The organism is Streptomyces sp. CA-288835, assembly GCF_050936385.1.
In the GTDB taxonomy this organism is placed as follows: Bacteria; Actinomycetota; Actinomycetes; order Streptomycetales; family Streptomycetaceae; genus Streptomyces.
The window spans coordinates 1,110,663-1,129,050 of sequence record NZ_JBNJMW010000001.1 but is presented as its reverse complement, the minus strand read 5'-3'; the positions used below and the strand labels follow the sequence as shown (position 1 = coordinate 1,129,050).

The 18,388-nt window shown below is 66.8% G+C and carries 11 protein-coding genes and 5 pseudogenes; 13 read left to right on the top strand and 3 right to left on the bottom strand.

All coding sequences use genetic code 11. The annotated features are described in order from the left end of the window. Positions 1-138: 138 nt before the first annotated feature. The 3 genes and pseudogenes from ACQEVY_RS05240 to ACQEVY_RS05230 all read left to right on the top strand — a co-directional run. Positions 139-1,311 carry an NAD(P)/FAD-dependent oxidoreductase gene (locus ACQEVY_RS05240; protein ID WP_432945288.1) on the top strand — a complete coding sequence of 391 codons (1,173 nt, stop codon included), beginning with the start codon at positions 139-141 and terminating at the stop codon, positions 1,309-1,311. 39 nt (positions 1,312-1,350) lie between these two features. Continuing rightward, the gene (hglS, locus tag ACQEVY_RS05235) at positions 1,351-2,748 is read left to right on the top strand and encodes a 2-oxoadipate dioxygenase/decarboxylase (protein ID WP_432945286.1); all 1,398 of its coding nucleotides are present in this window, start codon (positions 1,351-1,353) and stop codon (positions 2,746-2,748) included. An 11-nt stretch (positions 2,749-2,759) separates the two neighbouring features. Continuing rightward, a pseudogene (locus ACQEVY_RS05230) lies at positions 2,760-3,307 on the top strand (aldehyde dehydrogenase family protein); the annotation flags it as partial. A gap of 14 nt (positions 3,308-3,321) precedes the next feature. Here the strand turns inward: ACQEVY_RS05230 and ACQEVY_RS05225 are convergent. After that, positions 3,322-4,214, bottom strand: a pseudogene (locus tag ACQEVY_RS05225) (IS110 family transposase); the annotation flags it as partial. After that, positions 4,210-4,704 (bottom strand): annotated as a pseudogene (locus tag ACQEVY_RS05220) (transposase family protein); the annotation flags it as partial. The pseudogenes ACQEVY_RS05225 and ACQEVY_RS05220, both read right to left, overlap by 5 nt. 786 nt (positions 4,705-5,490) lie before the next feature. Here ACQEVY_RS05220 and ACQEVY_RS05215 point away from each other — a divergent pair. From ACQEVY_RS05215 to ACQEVY_RS05195, 5 genes and pseudogenes are all read left to right on the top strand, one after another. Next, on the top strand, positions 5,491-6,567 hold the full coding sequence (locus ACQEVY_RS05215; RefSeq protein WP_432945284.1) for a right-handed parallel beta-helix repeat-containing protein: 1,077 nt from the start codon (positions 5,491-5,493) through the stop codon (positions 6,565-6,567). A gap of 222 nt (positions 6,568-6,789) precedes the next feature. Beyond that, positions 6,790-7,482 (top strand): annotated as a pseudogene (locus ACQEVY_RS05210) (transposase family protein); the annotation flags it as partial. Then, positions 7,473-8,381: pseudogene (locus ACQEVY_RS05205) on the top strand (aldehyde dehydrogenase family protein); the annotation flags it as partial. The pseudogenes ACQEVY_RS05210 and ACQEVY_RS05205, both read left to right, overlap by 10 nt. A gap of 133 nt (positions 8,382-8,514) precedes the next feature. After that, a complete protein-coding gene (locus ACQEVY_RS05200) occupies positions 8,515-9,177 on the top strand; it encodes an NUDIX domain-containing protein (RefSeq protein ID WP_432945282.1) in 663 nt (220 codons plus the stop codon). A gap of 84 nt (positions 9,178-9,261) precedes the next feature. Further along, positions 9,262-10,245, top strand: a complete 984-nt coding sequence (locus ACQEVY_RS05195) for an aldo/keto reductase (RefSeq protein ID WP_432945280.1) — start codon at positions 9,262-9,264, stop codon at positions 10,243-10,245. A gap of 190 nt (positions 10,246-10,435) precedes the next feature. Here the strand turns inward: ACQEVY_RS05195 and ACQEVY_RS05190 are convergent, their stop codons facing one another. Then, on the bottom strand, positions 10,436-11,173 hold the full coding sequence (locus tag ACQEVY_RS05190; RefSeq protein WP_432945278.1) for a TetR/AcrR family transcriptional regulator: 738 nt from the start codon (positions 11,171-11,173) through the stop codon (positions 10,436-10,438). Between the two features lie 149 nt (positions 11,174-11,322). Between ACQEVY_RS05190 and ACQEVY_RS05185 the strand changes: the two genes are divergently transcribed. The 5 genes from ACQEVY_RS05185 to ACQEVY_RS05165 all read left to right on the top strand — a co-directional run bounded on the left by ACQEVY_RS05185 (position 11,323) and on the right by ACQEVY_RS05165 (position 18,291). Then, on the top strand, positions 11,323-12,657 hold the full coding sequence (locus tag ACQEVY_RS05185) for a DegT/DnrJ/EryC1/StrS family aminotransferase (protein WP_432945276.1): 1,335 nt from the start codon (positions 11,323-11,325) through the stop codon (positions 12,655-12,657). Between the two features lie 790 nt (positions 12,658-13,447). After that, complete coding sequence (locus tag ACQEVY_RS05180) at positions 13,448-14,443, top strand: NAD-dependent epimerase/dehydratase family protein (protein WP_432945273.1); 996 nt, start codon at positions 13,448-13,450, stop codon at positions 14,441-14,443. Beyond that, positions 14,440-15,693, top strand: a complete 1,254-nt coding sequence (locus ACQEVY_RS05175; protein WP_432945271.1) for a nucleotide sugar dehydrogenase — start codon at positions 14,440-14,442, stop codon at positions 15,691-15,693. The genes ACQEVY_RS05180 and ACQEVY_RS05175 overlap by 4 nt, the downstream gene beginning before the upstream one ends. A 160-nt stretch (positions 15,694-15,853) precedes the next feature. Continuing rightward, entirely contained in the window at positions 15,854-16,597 is a 744-nt protein-coding gene (locus ACQEVY_RS05170; RefSeq protein WP_432945269.1) for a sugar transferase, read from the top strand. Between the two features lie 200 nt (positions 16,598-16,797). Continuing rightward, positions 16,798-18,291, top strand: coding sequence for a polysaccharide biosynthesis C-terminal domain-containing protein (locus tag ACQEVY_RS05165; protein WP_432945267.1), 1,494 nt, complete (start codon positions 16,798-16,800; stop codon positions 18,289-18,291). Positions 18,292-18,388: the final 97 nt, after the last annotated feature.

Sequence of the window (18,388 nt, the reverse complement as noted above, 5' to 3'; positions counted from 1 at the left end):
GCACGATGACGCACAGCACAGATGACAGATAGCTGCTCGGCACCCACCCCGTACTGACAAACCCCCGCCGCCCGCAGGACGGACCGATCCGTCCGCGTCCCCGTTCCCCGGGCGGCCCATGGATGGGAGCGTGGCCCGTTGTCCTCCTCCGCCTTCCGCACCGTTCCGACCTCTGCCGATGTGGTGATCATCGGGGGCGGCGTGATGGGTGCGAGCATCGCGTTCCACCTCGCCGAGGCCGGCGTGCACGACATCGTCGTCGTCGAACGCGACGACCTCGGCCGCGGCAGCTCGGGCAAGCCGATCGGCGGCATCCGCGCCCAGTTCTCCGACCCCCTCAACATCGAACTGGGCAACCGCAGCCTGCGCGCCTACCAGGAATTCCCCCACCGCCCCGACGCCGACATCAAGCTCGACACCGTCGGCTACCTCTTCCTCCTCACCAGTGAACAGCAGGCCGCCGCCTTCGAGACCAGCGTCGCCATCCAGAACAGCCTGGGCGTGCCGAGCCGCATGATCGGCCCCGACGAAGCGCAGAAGCTGTGCCCCTACATCAGCACCGATGGCCTCGTGGCCGCCGCCTACTCACCCGCCGACGGCCACTGCCGCCCCGGACTGGTCGTCAACGGATACGCGCAGGGCGCCGCCCGGGCAGGCGTCACCATCGCCACGCACACCGCGGTCACCGGCATCGACACCGTCGGAGACCAAGTCGTCGGCGTACGCACCGACCAGGGCCGCATCGCCTGCCGCACGGTCATCTGCGCGGCAGGCGCCTGGTCGGGACGCATCGGCGCCATGGCCGGCGTCCACCTCCCGATCCGGCCCGTACGACGGCAGCTGGCGTTCACCGAACCGCTCACGCCACCCGCGCCCCGCATCCCGTTCACCATCGACTTCTCCTCCTCGGCCTACTTCCACAACAGCGACGACGGCCTGCTGTTCGGCCTGGCCGACCCCGACGAGAAGGACGGCTTCGACACCACCTGGACCCCGGAATGGCTCGAGCTGTTCCGCACCGTCGCCCGCGACCGGGCCCCCGCACTGGCCGACATGAGAACCGTCGACGGCTGGGCAGGCCTGTACGAGATCACACCCGACCACAACGCACTGATCGGCCGCTCCGGCGAACTGCCCAACTTCCTTTACGCCGCCGGGTTTTCGGGCCACGGCTTCCTCCAGGCGCCCGCCGTCGGCGAGGTCGTACGCGACCTGTACCTGGAGCGCGAGCCGTTCACCGACATCTCCCCGCTCAGCGCCGACCGGTTCCGCCATGGCGCCGAGATCCGCCCCGAAGCCCACGTGGTGTGAACTCTGAGTGGTGTGAATTCCGATCGAAAGGCCCGGACCATGTCAACGATCAGTCAGTGGCAGCTGCGAGCCGCGTTCGCGGCGCGGCTGTCGCAGATGTACGGCCAGGAAGTCCCCGCCTACACCACGCTCGTGGACGTCTCCCGCGAGGTCAACGAGGACGTTCTGCGCGAACAGGGAGCCGACGCCGAACGCCTGGGCTCCATCAGCCGCGTGACCGCCGAACGACACGGCGCCATCAGGGTCGGAACGCCACAGGAACTGCAACAAGTGGCCCGTATCTTCGGTGCTTTGGGCATGTACCCCGTCGGCTTCTACGATCTGCGTGAGGCCGCTGCCAGCGCCGTACCCGTCATCTCCACCGCCTTCCGCCCGGTAGACGGCGAGGAGTTGGCACGTAACCCCTTCCGGGTGTTCACCTCCATGCTCACCCCGGCGGACCCTCGCTTCTTCGACGCCGACCTGCGCACCCGCCTGGAAGGCTTCCTCGCCCGCCGCGAACTGTTCCCGCCGGAGCTGCTCGCCCTGGCCGACCGCGCGGCGGCCGAGCGCGAACTGCCCGAGGAGGACGCCGAGCGCTTCCTCCAACTCGCGGTGCAGGCCTTCGAGTTGTCGCCCGAGCCGGTGGAAAAGGCCTGGTACGAGACGCTCGAGCGGATCTCGGCCGTCGCCGCGGACATCGGCGGCGTACGCAGCACCCACATCAACCACCTCACCCCACGCGTCCTCGACATCGACGACCTCTACCGCCGTATGACGGCCCGCGGCATCGAGATGATCGACACCATCCAGGGCCCACCGGCCTGGAAGGGCCCCGACGTCCTGCTACGCCAGACCTCCTTCCGCGCCCTCGCCGAACCGCGCGCGATGCGTACTCCCGACGGCACCGTCATCAGCGGCGCCCTCCGCGTCCGCTTTGGCGAGGTGGAAGCCCGCGGCATCGCACTCACCCGCGAGGGCCGCGCCCTCTACGACGAACTCCTCGGCCAGATCGACGAGCAGGTGTCCGCGAAGCCGGGCGAATCCCGCAGAGACATCGCTCGCGCGTTGTGGGAGCGCCACATGCCCGGCAGCGAACAGGAGCTGGCCGCCGAGGGATTGGCCTACTTCACCTACCAGCTCGCCGACGACCGCCCCCGTGACGGCAGCAAGCCGCCCACCGTCGTGAGTGAGTTGGTGCGGCAGGGCTGGGCGCACGCCGAACCCATCGTCTACGAGGACTTCCTGCCCCGCTCCGCCGCCGGCATCTTCCAGTCCAACCTGAGCAGCGAGGGCACCCGCAACAACGACCAAGAGGGCACCGCCTACGACGCCGCCTGGCTCTCCGGCGCCATCGAACGCGACGTACTGGACCCGTACGCCCTGTACGCCCAGCAGCAGAACGCCTCTCTGGCGCAGGTCAGCGAGCAGCTAGGCATTAACCCCTCTTCCTTCTGAACAGGAGCGTCATGACCAGCACCACCCTGCCCACCACGGACGACCTGCGCGCCCGCGCCCGTACGGCCCTGGACCACATCGGGGTCGCCGTCCCCGAGGGCAGCGACTTCCAGGCCCGTACGCCCATCACCGGCGAGAACCTCTTCGGCCTGACGGCCGCCACCGAAACCGACACCGAAGAAGCGATAGCGGCAACCCGTACGGCCTTCCTGACCTGGCGCACCACGCCGGCCCCGCGCCGCGGTGAACTCGTCAGCCGCCTCGGCGAGTTGCTGCGCGAGCACAAGAGCGACTTGGCCGACTTCGTCACCATCGAGGCGGGCAAGATCCGCTCCGAAGCACTCGGCGAGGTCCAGGAAATGATCGACATCTGCGACTTCGCGGTCGGCCTGTCCCGCCAGCTGTACGGTCGCACCATCGCCTCCGAACGCCCCGGCCACCGCCTCGCCGAGATCTGGCACCCCCTCGGCGTGGTCGGCGTCATCTCCGCCTCAACTTCCCCGCCGCCGTGTGGTCGTGGAACACCGCGGTGGCCCTGGTATGCGGCGACACAGTGATTCCTAATGCGGTCTGTCAAGTGGCGTGAGCAGTGGGCGGCATGAGTTCGTAGCGCCGTCCGTCGCGTAGGAGTGCCCAGAGGACGTTGACGCGGCGGCGGGCGAGAGCGAGGACGGCCTGGGTGTGGCGCTTGCCCTCGGCGCGTTTGCGGTCGTAGAACTGACGCGACTCATCGCAGTGTCGGATGCTGAACAACGCCAAGATGTAGAAGACGCGTTGGAGGCGGCGGTTGTATCGCTGCGGGCGCCGTAGGTTGCCGCTGATCTTGCCGGAGTCGCGGGGTACCGGGGCGACGCCGCCGAAGCCGACGAGGCGGTCGGCGGTGCCGAAGGCGGTCATGTCGCCGCCGGTGGCGGCCAGGAACTCGGCGCCGAGGATGATGCCCAGGCCGGGCAGGCTGGTGATCACGTCGAAGGCTTGGGGGTCGCGAAACCGGGCCTCGATCTTCTTGTCGAGCTCGGCGACCTGCTGGTTGAGGCCCAACACCTCGTTTGCCAGTGTGTGACCAGCTGGGCTGCCGGTTTCTTGCCGGGCAGGCTGGTGTGCTGCCGTTCCGCGGCCTGCACGGCAGTTTCGGCGAGCCGGTCGGGGCGGAGGACGTGGCGGTTGCGCAGCCAGGTCTCCAGCCGCTTGGCGCCGTTTCGCCGGATGGCGGCTGGGGTCTGGTAGCCGGTCAGCAGGGTGAGCGGGCCGGTGTTGGTCAGGTCCAACGCCCGTTCCAGGCCGGGGAAGACGCCGGTGAGCTGGGCTCGCAGGCGGTTGACCGTGCGGGTGCGGTCGGTGACCAGGTCCATGCGTCGGGCGGTGAGGATCTTGAGGTCGGTGACGGTGCCGTCGCCGGTGCGTAAGGGGTGCAGGTCGCGACGGACGCGGACCTGGTCGGCGATGACGGCGGCGTCCTTGGCGTCGTTCGCAGACCCGGATGCTTCGGTGGGTGCGGACCGCGGTCAGGTCGTGCGCGCGGCCGGGTAGAGCGGGCGAGATCCACAGCAGTCGTCCTGCTGGATCCGTTACCACCTGCACGTTCACCCCGTGGCGTCGGTGTTTTTCGGAGAAGTCGGCCCGGCTGTCGCCGACCCGGTCGCACTCCGCGAGGGTGCCGTCCAGCGGGACGGAGTCGGGGTCGGCTTCGGGCAGGGCCCGCAGGAGCCCGGGTGCCCGGTCGGCGAGCAAGTCGATGACGGCTGCCGTGTAGGCGTGGGCGGTGCCCACCGAGATACCGATGCCAGCCGCGAGCTGGGCGAGTGTGTCGTGCCGCCGCGGGTACACCAGACCGACCAGGGCATGCTGGTGCGGCGGGAGTTTGCAGCGGCGGTCACCCTCCCGGGTGACGAGGAGCATGGTGACCCACTCGACCAGGGCATGGGGCAGGTCGAGTGCGGCAGGATAGGGAACCAACAAGGCTCCTCAGCCGATGAGTTGAGACGTCGAACACCTCCCTCAACGGCATAGGAGCCTTGTCCGTTGCGGACGCCGACGCCGTCACTCGATCAGCGGCCACGCTGTCCGTCTTCCCGCAGTCGACCGGCGACGGGCCGGTGCCTCACCCCCTTTTTTCGCGCGGATGTGGGAGGCATCCACGCAGGCCCGCGACCAGTCCAACTCACCTGCCGCCTGCAGCTTCGCGAGCAGGAGGCGGTGCAGCGTCTCGAAGACGCCCGCCTCGTGCCACCGTGCGAGCCTGTGCCGGCAGGTCTGTCCGGAACCGGACCCGGCTGCCGCGGCAGCCGTTGCCAGCTGGTGTCCTTGTAGAGCAGGTACAATAGGCCCTGCAGGCACAGCCGGTCGTCCACCGGCTTCGGACCGGGCGCCTTTTCGGCCAGGGCGGTAGCAACGGCTCGATCAGTTCCCACAAGTCGTCGTCCACGATCCACGGCCGGTGCCCACACTCCAAGAACGGCGGAATCGGCCACACCGGTTACGCCCGACCCGCACACGTCAACAAGATCGTGTTACGAGCTCTTATTGATCAGAAACTCTGTTGCTGTGGTCGACGTCACTTCTCGCGGCAACGGGCAGTCTCCGTACGGTGATTGAGGCGGCTATCTCACTTGTCACCGGGACCCGGGCGTTCGGCATTCGAGCTTTTAACACAGGCTCCGAGTCCCGGTGGATTGCTCAGGCCTTGAGCATTGACACCACAGACTCGATGCGTAGAACCCATGCGTCTTCAGGAGGTTGCCCGTGGACATCTTTTCCGAGTCCAGGTCAATGACCCGGAGGTCTATGCTGGGATTGGTGGTTCTCCCGCTTCTAGCCGCGAAGTCCACCGGCCCATCCAAGAAGGGCACCGTGGATCCTGACGTTGTACATGTCGCCGAATATGCGACACCGCAATTGGCGGCGAACGCTGCAGCGAACAAGCGACTGGTGTTTCCGTCTGCTCAGACGTATTTCGTCGATGAGCTTCTGATTCCGGCCGGCTGCTATGTTGAGGGCAACGGTTCGATCCTGAAGACCGCGAATGCTTCCACAACGTACAGCAGTGATGACGCCATACTTCGCGTGGGCGGTAACGGCGTGACCGTTGACGGCGTGAAGTTTGACGGCAACATCAAGAACCAGGGCAGCATTTGGAATCAGCATCGTCACCAGGTTAGAGTGCAGGGCAATTACAGCAACATCCTGGTCAAGAACTGCGACTTCTACAACATCATCGGTGACGGCGTTTTCATTAATGTCGGATCCGGTGGAAACAACGGACATACCATTGAAGTCCGTGACTGTACGTTCACGGGAGCTAACGACAACCGCAACGGTGTCAGTATTACGTCTGGCACGAACGTTCACGTTCATCACAATACGTTCAAGAACATGGCCCGAGGTGACATGCCAGGGGCGATCGACGTTGAGCCGAACTCCGCATCGGAGATCGTCTCCGACATTTTGATCGAGTACAACACGATCACGCGTGACGCCCTTTCCGGCACGGGCGGCCGATACGGCATTCTGGCGGCAATGTTCAAGTGTGTCGGCACGAACATCGTCTTCCGCAACAACAATATCAGCGGCGCTGGACTCGGTGCTGGGTTCCTGGTTGTTGGCGACAATAGCGGGGCGTTTAACTCCAGTGAAATCACCATTACGGAGAACAGTATTCACGATGCCGGTGGCGCGGGAGTCGAGCTGGATTACCATATCAAGGTCGACATCACCAACAATCAGTTCACGAACCTGACTCCAGGGATCATGAACTATTTTGCCGTCCTCGGAAACACGTCGGGCAACACCTTCACCAAGGTCGCCACGCAGATTTCATAGACCCAGTCCGAGGTCAAGGCGTGTCCGCGTGGCGTCGGGTTTTCCGGGTGCTGGGAGAATGGGCCATGGAGCCAGCCGCAGCGCAATGGTCCGCCGAAGAAGCATCGAGCTCTTTCAGCGTGGCCGCTGATCGAGTGACGGCGTCGGCGTCCGCAACGGACAAGGCTCCTATGCCGTTGAGGGAGGTGTTCGACGTCTCAACTCATCGGCTGAGGAGCCTTGTTGGTTCCCTATCCTGCCGCACTCGACCTGCCCCATGCCCTGGTCGAGTGGGTCACCATGCTCCTCGTCACCCGGGAGGGTGACCGCCGCTGCAAACTCCCGCCGCACCAGCATGCCCTGGTCGGTCTGGTGTACCCGCGGCGGCACGACACACTCGCCCAGCTCGCGGCTGGCATCGGTATCTCGGTGGGCACCGCCCACGCCTACACGGCAGCCGTCATCGACTTGCTCGCCGACCGGGCACCCGGGCTCCTGCGGGCCCTGCCCGAAGCCGACCCCGACTCCGTCCCGCTGGACGGCACCCTCGCGGAGTGCGACCGGGTCGGCGACAGCCGGGCCGACTTCTCCGAAAAACACCGACGCCACGGGGTGAACGTGCAGGTGGTAACGGATCCAGCAGGACGACTGCTGTGGATCTCGCCCGCTCTACCCGGCCGCGCGCACGACCTGACCGCGGTCCGCACCCACCGAAGCATCCGGGTCTGCGAACGTCAGGGCATCCCCGTCCTCGCAGACCGCGCCTATACGGGAGCCGGCCCATGGGTGACAACATCCTTCAGACGCCCGCCAGGACGCGACCTCACCCCCCAGTAAACCGTCAACCGTGCGCTGTCGGCAGCACGGGCTCCGGTCGAGCGCGGCGTCGCACGGCTCAAGTCCTGGCGGATCTTCCGCAAGGCCCAGTGCAGCCCCCCGGCGACGTACACCGTCTGCTGCTCGGCGACCGCACCGTCGGCGAGAAGCTCGTGGACGACCCCCGGGTCGCGCTCGTCAGCGCCACCGGCTCCACCCGCATGGGCCGCGAGGTCGGCCCCCAGGTCGCGGCCCGTTTCGGCCGCAGCCTGCTGGAACTCGGCGGCAACAACGCCAGGATCGTCGCCCCATCCGCCGACCTGGACCTCGCCATCCAGGGCATAGTCTTCGCCGCGGCGGGCACGGCCGGCCAGCGCTGCACGACGCTGCGACGCCTGATCGTCCACCGGGACATCGCCGACACTGTCGTCGAGCGGCTGACCGCCGCGTACCAGAAGCTGCCGATCGGTGACCCGTTCGACGAGACGACGCTGGTCGGGCCACTCATCACGACGGCGGCGCTCGACGCCATGAACGATGCCCTGGCTCGAGTCCAGGCCCAGGGCGGCAAGATCCTTGGGGGCGGCAATCGGCGCCTGGTCGAGGCGGCGCCATCGGCCGCGTATACCGAGCCGGTTCTCGTCCGCGTCGACGAACAGACTGATGTCGTACGGGAGGAGACGTTTGCCCCGATCTTGTACGTGTTGACGTACGACACGCTTGACGAGGCGATCGCGCTCCACAACGACGTTCCCCAGGGACTGTCGTCCAGCATCTTCACGCGGGACCAGCAGGAGGCGGAGATCTTCCTGTCCGCGGCCGGTTCCGACTGCGGCATCGCGAACGTCAATATCGGCACCTCGGGAGCGGAGATCGGGGGCGCCTTCGGGGGCGAGAAGGACACTGGCGGGGGGCGCGAGTCGGGATCCGATGCGTGGAAGTCGTACATGCGGTCGGCGACGAACACGATCAACTACTCCACTGAGCTGGCGCTTGCGCAGGGGGTCAGCTTTCTCTGAGGGGGCCGGGGCAGGGCCGGTGGCGACGAGTCGCCGGTGGGCGGGACGCCCGCCCGCTGGCGACGGGAGAAGTGGTAAAAGCAGACATGACCAACTCGCATGTCCTTCTTCCCCGCCGCCGGAACGGTGCCCGATGACCGTCGGCATAGACACCCCGGACCGCCGCGGCCGCACCGAACTCGACCAGACCGGCCGCGACCTCACGGGCAACCCCCGCGTCAAGATCCGGGACGTCAAACTCCTGTCCAGCCACTGGTACATAGAACGCACCACAACCTTCGACTTCCAGCACGCCAACGGCACCTGGACCACCCAGGAACGCGAAACGCACGACCGCGGCAACGGCGCCACGATGCTCCTGTACGACGCCGAACGCGAAACCGTCCTGCTCACCCGCCAGTTCCGCTTCCCGGTCTACGTCAACGGCCACCCCGATGGCATGCTGATCGAAACCCCCGGCGGCCTGCTCGACGACGAGGACGAACACCCAGAACTCGCCGTACGCCGCGAGGTGGTGGAGGAAACGGGCCACACCATCGGCGACGTCCAACACGTCTTCGACGTCTACATGAGCCCCGGCTCGGTCACCGAACGCGTCAGCTTCTACGCCGCCGCCTACGGCCCCTCGACCCACACCCACGAAGGCGGCGGCCTGGACGAGGAAGGCGAGGACATCGAAATCCTCGAACTCCCCTTCCGCCGGGCCCTGGAGATGATCCGAACCGGCGAGATCGCCGACGCGAAGACCATCATGCTGCTCCAATGGGCGGCGCTGGAGGGCCCGTTCGCGAAGTGAGCGCGAGAGCACTTGACTTCAAGTGCGCTCCAAAGTGAAGACTCCTGCTCGAGCCGGACCCACCGGCCGAACGGGAGGAACACCATGAAGTACCGCACGATCGGCACCGACCCGGCCATCCGCCGCGAGGTAAGCGTGCTCGCGCTCGGCGCGATGCTCTTCGGCTCGCGAACGGACGAGAAGACCTCCTTCGCTCTCCTCGACCGCTACGTCGAGGCCGGCGGCACCTTCATCGACACATCCGACAACTACGCCTTCTGGGAGGACGGAGGCCAGGGCGGCCAGAGCGAGCAACTACTCGGCCGCTGGCGCCGCAGCCGCGGCATCGGCAACGAGATCGTCATCGCCACCAAACTCGGCGCCCGCCCCCTGGCCCCCGGCACCAGCTACACCGACAACCCCGAGGGCCTGTCGGCAAAGGTGATCCGCGAGTCCGCCGAACGCAGCCGCGAGCGCCTCGGCGTGGACAAGCTGGACCTGCTGTACGCCCACATCGACGACCCGACCGTGCCCCAGCAGGAGACCGTCGAGGGCTTCGCGGCCCTCGTCGCAGAGGGCACGGTCGGCCTCCTCGGCGTAAGCAACCAGGCAACCTGGCGCGTAGACCGCGTCCGCACCCTGGCCACCACGGCAGGCCTGCCCGGCTACGAGGTACTCCAATACGAGCACAGCTACCTGCGCCCCCGAACCGACATCCCCAGTGACCTGTTCCCCGACGGCACCCTCGGCGCGGTCGGCCCCGACATGCTCGGTTACCTGCGGGCCGAGCCGGGCCTGACCCTGGTCGCCTACTCACCCCTGCTGAAGGGCGCCTACGTCCACCCGGACCGGCTGCCGGCCGACTACGACCACCCCGGCACCCCTGCCCGCCTCGCCGCACTGCGCTACGTGGCCCGCGAGACCGGCGCGACCATCAACCAGGTGGTACTGGCCTGGCTGATCGGAGGCGAACTGCCGGTCATCCCGCTCGTCGGCGTCTCGTCGATGGCGCAGTTGGAGGAGAACCTGGCCGCCGTCGACCTGGAACTGACACCGGAACAGCGGGCCCGGCTGGACGCGGCGCACTAACGCACCACGCACACCAACTGGCCGCGGCGGCCGGGATCAGGGGCCGGCTGGCCTTCCACAACGAGGCGGTCGACATCGTCGTGGTTGGTGAGTCCCCGGAACGGCCTGCCGCAACGTTCAGCGAAATGCTGAGCCCGAGGCATCGACTTACCATTCCCGCGTGAAGCGCGTCCCCGGAAGCCTTGACGGCCTACTCCTGCGCGAAGCGGTCGAGCAGCGCGTCGAGCCCGGCGGCCAGGCCCTCCGGGCCGCCCTTCTCGGCGAGGGTGGTGGCGGCTTCTCGGAGCCTGGGAAGTTCCTGGGGCGGCATGCGGTGTAGGCCGAGGCGGAACGCCGGATCGGGTTCCTCGGGGCTGTCCACCATGGCCTGCAGTTCCACGGACACATAGCCCAGGACCCAGCCGGTGAAGGCCTGGAAGAGGACCGCAGTGCGGGTCGTTTCAAGCCCGGACTCTTGGAGCAGGGCGATGACGCGTTCGTGGTGACGCAGGGTCGCCAGGGGACGTCGGGCTAGCGGGACGGCCAGCATGCGCGTGGCGAGCAGCGGGACCACTTGGGGGTGGATCTGGCAGACGTCGTACGTCGCCCGCGCGATGCGGTGCAGTTCGCCCCGCGCCCCGAGAGCCGTGGCCGGGCCGCTGGCGAGGCGCTCTTCCAGTTCCAGGTACAGGGCCTCGACCAGGCCGTCCAGGAGGGCGTCCTTGCTCGACGCGTACCGGTAGAGCGCCATCGCCTCCACGCCGAGTTCGGCGCCCAGCCGACGCATGCTCAGCGCCGAAAGGCCCTCCCGGTCCACCAGCTCCAGGGCGCTGGCCAGTACACGTTCCCGGCTCAGTCGGCCGTAACGGCCTCGGTCGCTGGCACGGCGTGCCGGACTGGCCCCCGCTCCCTTGCCCCTTTCCCGCGCTTTCGCCTGCTCTTCGGCCATGCCACGCCTCCAGATGGTCGCCCGCCACGTCCCTCTTGTGTTGACTCTATACACTCGCGGAGGCAGACTGTACGTATACGTCGTAAATATACGCCATTGATGCGTATGGCGGCGTCTTCCCCTGAGTTAAGAAAAACCGGGAGCGAGAAATGACCGTCCACCGTCTGCGGCCCCGGCAGGAACCTGTTGAGTGCGCCCGGCCTGCCCTCAACGGCGTGCCCAATGCCGACGACCTCACTCCGGAGAGCACTGGGGGCGAGGACGTGCCCTTCGCCGTGACCTTGATCAGTCCGGAGGCCCAGAAGGCGGCACAGCGCGTGCTCGCTTCGGGCTGGGTGACCACCGGTCAAGAGACGGAGCTCTTCGAGAGGGAGTTCGCGGCTCACGTCGAGGCCGAGCATGCCATCGCGGTGAGTTCGTGCACGGCGGCGCTCGAACTGGCCCTGCGTGCCCTGCGGCTGCCGCCGGGCGGGACTGTGCTGGTCCCGGACGTGACCTTCTGCGGCGCGGCCCACGCGGTCCTGCACGCCGGACTGCGGCCAGTGCTGGTCGACATCGATCCGCGCACGGCGACACTGACTCCGGCCACCGTCGCCCGTGCGGTTCGATCCTGTGGACGCCCCCAGGCGATGATGGCCCTGCACTACGCCGGGGCACCGGCACCGGTGGCCGCGCTGGCGGAAGCCGCTCGTCTGTCTCTGACGCACGTCGTTGAGGACGCCGCCCACGCCCTAGGCACGTCTGTGGGTGACCGGCCCGTGGGAAGCCTGTCGAGAGCGACCTGCTTCAGCTTCTACGCCACCAAGAACCTGCCCATCGGCGAGGGCGGCATGGTGACCACGGAGGATCCCGAGCTCGCTGTGCGGCTCCGTCGCGCACGGCTCCACGGAATGTCGGCCGACGCCTGGCGACGCATGCTGCCGGGCGGACGCTGGCGGTACACCGTCGAGGACGCTGGCCTAAAGGCCAACATGACGGACGTGCAGTCAGGCATCGGGCGGGCCCAGCTCCGTCACCTTGACGACTGGCAGCGACGGCGGCACGCCCTGGCCGCACGGTACGAGGCTGCGCTAGCGGTCGTTCCCGGAATCAAGCCGCTGGACCTCCCCGGCCCAGGGAGGCACGCCCGTCACCTCCATGTGGTGAGGGTGCTGGAGGAGTACGGGATCAGCCGGGACGAACTGGTCGACGAACTGGCGGAGCGCGGCATCAGTACCTCAGTCCACTTCATCCCCCTGCACCACATGCCCTACTTTCAGCGCACCGCTGTCACACCGCTCGGTGGTCTGCCAGGAGCCGACGAGCTCTTCCCTCAATTGCTGTCCCTGCCCCTGTACCCGTCCCTCACGGAGCGGGATGTCGACCGGGTCTGCGAAGAGCTGGCCCGACTCATGCACCGACGGCGCACTCGATCACCCACCCATGGGAGCCGGGCGGCTCGGCCAAGACCAGCCGCGGCCCGTCCGCACCCGGAGAACCTCTGATGGTCGCGCGCCGCCAGTGGCACCAGTGGATGCCGAGGCAGTTTCTGGAGAAGGGCGGTCGACCACGCCGTCGGCTGCTGATTACTGCTGACATGCCTGTAGTCGCCGTGCTCGGGGCTGCCGGCGCTCGGTGCCGCCAGCCACTACGGCGGGCAGGTCCGCCGTATCCCCACCGCCTTCCCGGACGCCCCGCGGCCCGAGAAGCAGGACGACCCAGGTCGACCCGGGAACAGCGGCGGCACCACGTTCCTGCTCGCCGGTGTCGACAGCCGCTCCTCTTAACTGTCCTGATTCTCGATCGGGCCGGGTTGCGGACGCTGAGCCACTGGATCGAGACAGGACACCCACCAGGTACTGGGAAGTGAAAGTGAGGCAGACAAGTGTGTTATCGCCACCAAGGGATGCGAATCCGGGGCCTGTTGGCCACGCCGGACGAAATGGGGCGCAGCCGTTTGGCATTTGATGGCCCGGCGCGGAGCACCTTCCCCGATACGGGCGTTAGAGCCCTGACACGGCCGACTGTGCTCTTCACCCACCTGGTCCCGACACTCTGCACACCTGTCGGTGAGGGCGTCCTCGGCGGAGGAGTGGCCAGGGTCAAGCCCGGCGATCGACGTCGATGGGGTTGGGAGTCCTCGAGGAAATCCTTGCGGGCGGAGGGTGTTCCACTTCGACCGGAGGTTTCGTCGACGGCAGGAGTCGCCCAGGAAACGCTGCCCGGGGCCCCTTGGTGGGGGCAGTCACCGGAACCAGGAGGCGTGCGTGGAGCCCGCAGAAGGAGGCAATCAAAATGAGGACGCTTGTTACCGGCGGCGCCGGGTTCATAGGCTCGCACCTGGTCGACCATTTGCTCGCCCTCGGTCACGAAGCCGTGATACTCGACGACTTCAGTTCCGGATCAGGGGCGAACCTCGCTCCGGTGGCCGACGCCGTGACCACCGTACGAGGCTCGATTCTCGACGAGACCGCGGTGGAGGAAGCCACGAGCGGTTGCGACACTGTCTTCCACCTGGCCGGCGCGGTCGGTGTGCATGCCATCGTGAACCAGCCGCTCGAGTCGCTGCGCAAGAATCTGGTGGGCACTCAGACCGTGTTGGAGGCGGCCCGGCGCCATGGGACTCGCCTACTGTTCGTCTCGACCTCCGAGGTCTACGGCAAGAACTCCAAAGTCCTCCTCAATGAAGATGACGACCGTGTACTCGGCTCGCCCCTCAAGAGCCGCTGGTCGTACTCCGCAGCCAAGGGCCTCGACGAGCTGATGGCCTACTGCTACTGGCTCCAGCACGGTCTGCGGGCCGTCATGGTCCGGCCGTTCAATGTCGTAGGTCCTAGGCAGACCAGCCGCTACGGCATGGTCATCCCGACCCTCGTACAGCAGGCGCTGGCCGGTGAACCACTCACCATCCATGGCGACGGCGCTCAACGGCGCTGCTTCTGCGCGGTTGGAGACGTGGTCCCGGCCCTCGTGGCATTGGTGATGAACGAACGCGCGTATGGCCAGGCATTCAACCTCGGTGGCTCCGAGGAGGTGTGCATCAGGGAAGTCGCGGACCGTGTTCTACGGATCACCGGGTCGGACAGTCCAGTGGTCCATGTTCCGTACGAGCAGGCGTACAGGTCCGGTTTCGAGGAGGTGCCGCGCCGCGTTCCCGACACGACAAGGGCTCGCGAACTGATCGGATTCCGGCCGCGGACGAGCCTCGATGAAGTGATCTCGGCCGTGGTGGCCCACAAGCGTGGACGCGTCCGGGACACCGTGAACTACACAAGCGGGGGGTCCCGATGAGAGACGTTGCTGTGATCGGACTCGGCTACACCGGGCTGCCGCTGGCGCGTGAGGCAGCGGAGACCGGACTGAGCGTGGCCGGGTACGACGTGAACGACCGTGTGGTGGCGGGAATCAACGTGGGCCGGTCACATGTGGACGACGTGTCCGACGACGAGGTGCGAGCCATGCTCGCCGCCGGTTTCACCGCCAGCCAAGACCCGTCCGTGCTGGGCACTGCGCACGTCGTGGTGATCTGTGTGCCGACACCGCTCCACTCCGATGGCACCCCGGACCTCGCGCTGGTCCGTCGGGCGGCCGGGACGCTCGCCCGGTACGTCGGCCGCGGCATGCTCGTAGTGCTGGAGTCGACGACATACCCGGGCACGACCGACGAAGTGGTATGCCCACTCCTCGAACGTGCGACGGGACTGACCGCCGGTGTCGACTTCAATCTGGCTTTCTCGCCGGAGCGGATCGACCCCGGTAACAAGGGTTTCGGGCTGCGCAACACGCCCAAGGTGGTGGGCGGCCTCACCCCCGGCTGCGCCCAGGCCGCCGCCGCGTTCTACGGCAAGGTTTGCGACCGAGTGGTGGTGGCGAAAGGCACCCGCGAGGCGGAAATGGCCAAGCTGCTGGAGAACACCTATCGGAACGTCAACATTGCCCTGGTGAACGAACTCGCCATGATTGCTCACGAACTGGATGTCGACCTGTGGGACGCGATCGCTTGCGCGGCTACGAAGCCGTTCGGATTCCAGTCCTTCCGCCCCGGGCCGGGCGTCGGAGGGCACTGCATTCCGGTCGACCCGAACTATCTGATCCACCAGGCGCGCGCGGCGGGCTGTGCAGTGCGGCTGGTCGAACTGGCGCAGGAAATCAACGGCGCCATGCCCGAGTACGTGGTCCGACGCGCGAGTGACGTGCTAGGCGGCGCCGGAAGGGGCCTCGAAGGTGCCACAGTGCTGCTGGCCGGAGTCGCGTACAAAGCGGATGTGTCCGACGTGCGAGAGACACCGGCGCGCTCGATCGTGCGGCATCTGCGGGCCGAGTCGGCGCAGGTCGTGTACCACGACCCGTATGTGGACCGGTTCGCCGTGGACGGTGTGCTGGTGCGGAGGGTGGCGGACGCCGTTTCGGCCGCCCGGGCAGCCGATCTGACCATTGTGCTCCAGGACCACACGGCCTTCGACCTCGACGCCGTCGTGACCGCCTCGCCACTCACGCTGGACGCTCGGGGCTGCACCCGCTCGGGCGCCGAGTTGCTGTAGTCCCACTGCATCTCCCAGGCCAGTCCTATGCAAGGGCTGTCTCGACCTCGAACGGACATACCAGCGCATTCAGGGTTGCAGCGTAAATATACGCATCCCGTATTCGCTCTGGACGTGATGCCGTGGATTGTCAAGCATCACCTGACGAAGGGAACCCCTCATGGGCGCCACCGCGCACCTTCATCGAGAAACTCCACAGTCCCTGACTCCTGTGCACATCACGGTGCCGCGCCGGGCGCTGGACGTTGCCGTGGCCCTGTCCTTGGTGTTGCTGCTGTCACCTCTGCTGTTCTCCCTGGCTGTACTCGTGCGCGTCTCGAGTGGCAGGCCGACCATCTTCCGGCAGCAACGCATGGGGGAGGGTGAACGCGAGTTCACACTGTACAAGTTCCGCACTATGCGGCCCGATGCCACTGGTCCCTGCCTCACCAGTGGCTCCGACCCGCGAGTGACTGGGATTGGGCGGTTGCTCAGGCGCTACGCCCTGGACGAACTGCCGCAATTGTTCAACGTCCTGCGTGGCGACATGACGCTGGTCGGTCCGCGCCCCGAGCCCATCGACGTGGCACACCGCTATCCGCTGAAGTACCGCTGGCTGTTCCGCCACCGCCCTGGGCTCACAGGGCCGTGTCAGCTCCATTCGCGCGAACAGGCGGCGTCGCTCGACGCCAGGCAGGATCCGGAGGATTACTACCTCACGGTCCTGCTCCCGTCCCGGGCCGCCATGGACGCGGAACTCTTGGCGGACGTAACTCTGGCCACCGTGGTGCGCTATATGGCTCGGACCGTGTGGTACCTCCTGTCCGCGGTCTGGGAAGGTCGTGATGTCCGTGGGCAGCGTAAACACACAGGTGAGCGTGGAGGCGGAGATGCCGAACAGCCGGTGTACGCCGACCATGGATGAAGAGAAGCCCCGGTCGCTGCGGCGGGAGCATGCGCGAGGAAGCCTGGCCCCTGGCGCCCGACGAGGGGAAGTGACGGACGCTCATGCACCTCCGACGCCCCGCATGCTGTGCGTCGGCCATGCCCGGTGAGCTGGACGACACGGTCAGGAACGGTGGTTCGGCCGGTGGCGAGGAAAGGTCTGTGAGGCTCTCCTCAGGAATGACCTTCAATACCATCGCGCAGGCCGCTCCAATGGTCACCTATCTGGCGCTCACGCCGTACCTGATAGGTCATTTGGGAGTCGACAGGTTCGGTGTCTGGTCACTGATCACGATCTTCGTGTTCGCGCTTTCCGTGCTGGACGGCGGGGTTGGCGCCTCGCTGGCGCGCTTCTATGCCTTCTATGGCGCCAAGAACGATCGGGAGGGTACAGGACGGTTGATCATCGGCTCGCTGACGGTGTTCCTCATACTCGGTATCCTCGTCACCACTGCCTCGCTGGTGTGTGCCCCCACGGTCGTCGCCGCTCTAAGCATCCCCGAGGGACTCAGCGCAGAGACCCAGCAGCTGCTGCTGTTGCTGGGACCTTTGGTCACCTTGGCCCTGGCCTCGAACTCCGCCACTGCCCTATTGCAGGCACACGCCCGATTCCGCGGTCTGGCGGCCGTCAGCGCGGGGTCGTGTGCGGCGTACGCGGTCGGCGTGATGTTGTTGATCGACCGGGGAGGGGATCTGCCGCTGCTCGCACTGCTCGCCGCTGGAAGATACATGCTCCTCCTGTTCGGCGGTTTGTGCCTGGAGATCCGGCACATCCGCATTCGGCGACCGCTGCTGCCGGACGCGACCACACGCCGTGACTTCGGGGGCTACGCCCTGCGCATGCAACTATCCGGCATCACCGTCTTCGTGAACCTTCAGATCGACGCTCTGGTGATCGCCGCCATGCTGCCGGTTCGCTACGTCGGGATCTATGCCGTCGGCGCACAGGTGGCGGATGCACTGCGCAATCTACCGATGTATGCCTTTCCGCCGATGCTGACTCGGATGACGCGTGTATACGCCAAACATGGACTCACGGGCGCGGCCCGGGAATTCCACGCCCTGCAGTCCCGCTGGCTGCCGTCGGTCCTTACCTACGGCGTCGTCACGACCGTCGCGGTCGGAATAGCGGTTCAGGTGTGGCTTGGCACTGGATTTGCCCTGAGCGGAGCAGTCGCCGCCATCTTGACGGCCGGGTACGTGACACACGTGACGCTGACGGGGATGCGGACCTGTTTCGTGCGGGCCATCGGTCGGCCCGGTTACGAAACGCGTTACTCCTGGTGCGTGACGGCGGTGAACCTTGCCCTAACAGTGCCGTTGGCCATGCTGTTCGGCGTCGTCGGAGTGGTGCTGGCGACTGCGATCAGCCACATGGCGGGCTCTGTGTACTTCGTCGTCCTGTGCCGGAGGCTGGCGGGACTGCGCGAGCGGCCGTTGCCGAGGCGCTGGCTTCCCGCGACGATGCTGGGTGCGGCCCTGGCCGGCCTTGGGGATCTCTTGATATTGCGGCTCGGGTGGCACGGAGTGCCTGCCTTGCTGTTGGCGGGACTGCCCATACTGGTCGGCCTCGCCGTCGCATCGGCGTTGGTCTTGCGTGACCTCACGCAGAGCATGCACACACTCCAAGCACCAGAGACAGATGTGCCAGCAGCTCGACGGATACGCAAATAGTTATTGAGCCAGAACGGTCGAGTTGCCTGCTCGTTGACAGGGTGTGATCGAGGTTGAGGACACGCGTCGGCTGTCGCCCGTCGCGCGGGAGGTGGTG

What these genes read in the sequence shown, in the direction of transcription:
- hglS (WP_432945286.1), top strand. Translation starts at nt 1,351, where the DNA reads ATGTCAACGATCAGTCAGTGGCAGCTGCGAGCCGCGTTCGCGGCGCGG.
- ACQEVY_RS05200 (WP_432945282.1), top strand. Translation starts at nt 8,515, where the DNA reads ATGACCGTCGGCATAGACACCCCGGACCGCCGCGGCCGCACCGAACTC.
- ACQEVY_RS05195 (WP_432945280.1), top strand. Translation starts at nt 9,262, where the DNA reads ATGAAGTACCGCACGATCGGCACCGACCCGGCCATCCGCCGCGAGGTA.
- ACQEVY_RS05190 (WP_432945278.1), bottom strand. Translation starts at nt 11,173, where the DNA reads ATGGCCGAAGAGCAGGCGAAAGCGCGGGAAAGGGGCAAGGGAGCGGGG.
- ACQEVY_RS05185 (WP_432945276.1), top strand. Translation starts at nt 11,323, where the DNA reads ATGACCGTCCACCGTCTGCGGCCCCGGCAGGAACCTGTTGAGTGCGCC.
- ACQEVY_RS05180 (WP_432945273.1), top strand. Translation starts at nt 13,448, where the DNA reads ATGAGGACGCTTGTTACCGGCGGCGCCGGGTTCATAGGCTCGCACCTG.
- ACQEVY_RS05175 (WP_432945271.1), top strand. Translation starts at nt 14,440, where the DNA reads ATGAGAGACGTTGCTGTGATCGGACTCGGCTACACCGGGCTGCCGCTG.
- ACQEVY_RS05170 (WP_432945269.1), top strand. Translation starts at nt 15,854, where the DNA reads ATGGGCGCCACCGCGCACCTTCATCGAGAAACTCCACAGTCCCTGACT.
- ACQEVY_RS05165 (WP_432945267.1), top strand. Translation starts at nt 16,798, where the DNA reads ATGACCTTCAATACCATCGCGCAGGCCGCTCCAATGGTCACCTATCTG.